We start from the raw sequence: 2,532 nt of genomic DNA, 5'->3' as shown, positions 1-2,532 counted from the left end.
AGGATCTCGGCGATCCGGTCCACCATCGCGACCAGTTAGATCACCTCACCCGCGGTCGCCTTCGCCACCAGCGTCTTCAGGCCGGGCTCGTTGGACTGCCCGGTGACCACGAACCGGTCCAACTCCGCCGCGATTCGTCGGGCCTCGGCGGCGGCCGGGTCGGCGGCGATGATCCGCGCCTCCAACAGGTCCACGAACCTCCCCACGGCAGCGTGGCCAGGTACGGCGTCGTGGCCGCATCGACCTCACGGGCCTGCGCCAGTGACAGGCCGGTGGCCCGGGTGCGGGAGGCGACGTGCCGGGCCTGCCAGACCCGGACTTGCCCGGCGGTGAGCGCGGCCCAGAGCCTGGGGAGCCGGTGCCGGACGTCCAGGGCGTCGGCCATCAGCGTGGCCGCGGCGACGTGCGAGCGGCCGAGCAGCACGCCGAGCTCGGCGGCCGCGAACTCACCCGCGAACGGCGTCCCGTCCCCGCCGTACCGCCGCGCGCGTTCGGTGCCCGGCAGCACCGTCCCCGACGACATCGGGTGCAGGTCCGCCCACTGCGCGGCGAGCACCAGCTCGCGGCACTCGGCGGCGACCAAGGACGCGTGGTTGGACACGAGCGCGTCGGCGACTGCCCGCCGCTCGAGGTCGTCCACCACCGGTTCCATACCGATCAACCTAGAGGTGACCACCGACAGAATCCGCGTGCCGGAATCCCTTGTGCACAACGGGATTGGTCTCTACATGCTCGACCACCGGGGGCCAGAAGTGCTCGCCCGGCTAGTCTGGATCGGTGCCGCACACCTGGTCCCAGGCCCTCGCGTGGCGTCTGGGTCGGCAGCTGCTCGAGCCGGTGGGGACGGAGTCGACCGTTGACGTCGTACGCCGGCTCGGCGCCGTCCCGGCCCAGTCCGACCCTGCAGCGGAGCTCGCCGTTCGCACGCGACGCCAACGGTCGCGGCCGGGGGAGGTCGAGCGAGCGTTGGCCGAGGGGTCCCTCATCAAGACATTCGCGTTCAGGGGCGCCACTCATCTGATGACACCTGAGGAGGGCAGCGCGTACCTCGCCCTGCGTGCGGCCAGTCGGATGTGGGAGCGAAAGAGCTGGCAGAGCTACTACGGACTGACGTCCTCCGACTGGCCGGTCTTCCGACAGACGGTGCGGGAGGCACTCGACGACGGGCCGTTGACCCACGACGAGCTCGGCGCGGCGATCACCGCACGCCCGGACTACCGGCACCTCGACTCGGTGTTCGCCGAGGGCGCCTACACGCTGCTGAAGCCGCTGGCCTGGCAGGGCGACCTGTGCTTCGGCCCGCCGCGGGACGGACGAGCGACGTTCCAGCGCCTGGACACGAATCCCTGCTGGCCGGGCCTGCCGGAGCTCGACGACGCCGGGATGCGTGCGGTCGCCGCCTACCTCCGGACCTACGGTCCGGCGACCGCAGACCGCATCCACTACTGGCTCGGCGAGGGGCTGGGCGCGGGCCGCAGGCGAATCCAGTCCTGGATCACCGCCCTCGGCGACCGGCTCGCGGTGGTCGAGCTCGAGGGAGAGCCCACCTACGTCATGGACGAGGATCTCGAGGGCCTGTCCGCCGCGACCGCGACGACGGCTCTGCGGCTCCTGCCGGGACACGACCAGTGGGTGCTCGGCCCGGGAACCGCCGACGCGCACGTGGTGCCGCCGTCCCGTCGGGCACTGGTCACCCGTGGCGCGAACCTCGTGACGACGGGAGGAGTGGTCTCTGGCACCTGGGCGGTGAACGGCGACCAGGTCACAGTCGCCTGGTTCGCAGAGGCGGGACCGGCCCCGCAGGACGCCCTCGACCAGGAGGTTGATCGGCTCGCCACGATCCTCGGTCGCCCCGTTCGAGGAGACGTCCGCACGGCCTGAGGCAGCGGCCGCGAACGCCGAACCAAGGCGATCGGGGCGTGCTACCGAGAAGTAGGATTCCGGCATGAACGAGTACCCGCTGTACGCCCTGTCCGAGGAGCATCAGGCGATCCGCGAGGCGGTCCGTGCGGTGTGCGACGCGAAGGTCGCCCCCGCGGCGGCGCAGGTCGACGAGACGGGCGAGTTCCCGCAGGCGGCGTACGACGCCTTGGCGGCAAGTGACTTCGCGGCGCCGCACGTGGCGGAGGAGTTCGGCGGTGCCGGCGCCGACGCGCTGGCCACCTGCATCGTGATCGAGGAGGTCGCGCGGGCCTGCGCCTCGTCGTCGCTGATCCCGGCGGTCAACAAGCTCGGCTCGATGCCGCTGATCCTGTCGGGCTCGGAGGAGCTGAAGAAGAAGTACCTCACCCGGCTGGCGGCCAACGACGGGATGTTCTCCTACTGCCTGTCCGAGCCCGAGGCCGGCTCGGACGCCGCCTCGATGAAGACCCGTGCCGTCAAGGAGGGTGGTCACTGGGTCCTCAACGGCGTGAAGCGGTGGATCACCAACGCCGGGGTCTCCGAGTTCTACACCGTGTTCGCGGTCACCGACCCCGACGCCAAGAAGGGCGCCGGCATCTCGGCGTTCGTGGTGGAGAAGTCCGACCAGGG

At 71.2% G+C, this 2,532-nt stretch carries 3 protein-coding genes; 2 read left to right on the top strand and 1 reads right to left on the bottom strand.

The genetic code is table 11. The features are described from left to right. Positions 1 to 76: 76 nt before the first annotated feature. A complete protein-coding gene (locus VFH10_RS13085; RefSeq protein ID WP_325129219.1) occupies positions 77 to 652 on the bottom strand; it encodes a hypothetical protein in 576 nt (191 codons plus the stop codon). A gap of 125 nt (positions 653 to 777) precedes the next feature. Between VFH10_RS13085 and VFH10_RS13080 the strand changes: the two genes are divergently transcribed. Next, positions 778 to 1,881, top strand: a complete 1,104-nt coding sequence (locus tag VFH10_RS13080; protein ID WP_325129217.1) for a DNA glycosylase AlkZ-like family protein — start codon at positions 778 to 780, stop codon at positions 1,879 to 1,881. Between the two features lie 64 nt (positions 1,882 to 1,945). Beyond that, positions 1,946 to 2,532, top strand: a 587-nt coding sequence (locus VFH10_RS13075; RefSeq protein WP_325129215.1) for an acyl-CoA dehydrogenase family protein, incomplete at its 3' end; no start/stop codon positions are given.

This window comes from Nocardioides sp., from assembly GCF_035697785.1.
Taxonomy (GTDB): domain Bacteria; phylum Actinomycetota; class Actinomycetes; order Propionibacteriales; family Nocardioidaceae; genus Nocardioides_B.
The sequence above is the reverse complement of the archived record's forward strand: the minus strand, read 5'-3'. Positions and strand labels throughout refer to the sequence as shown.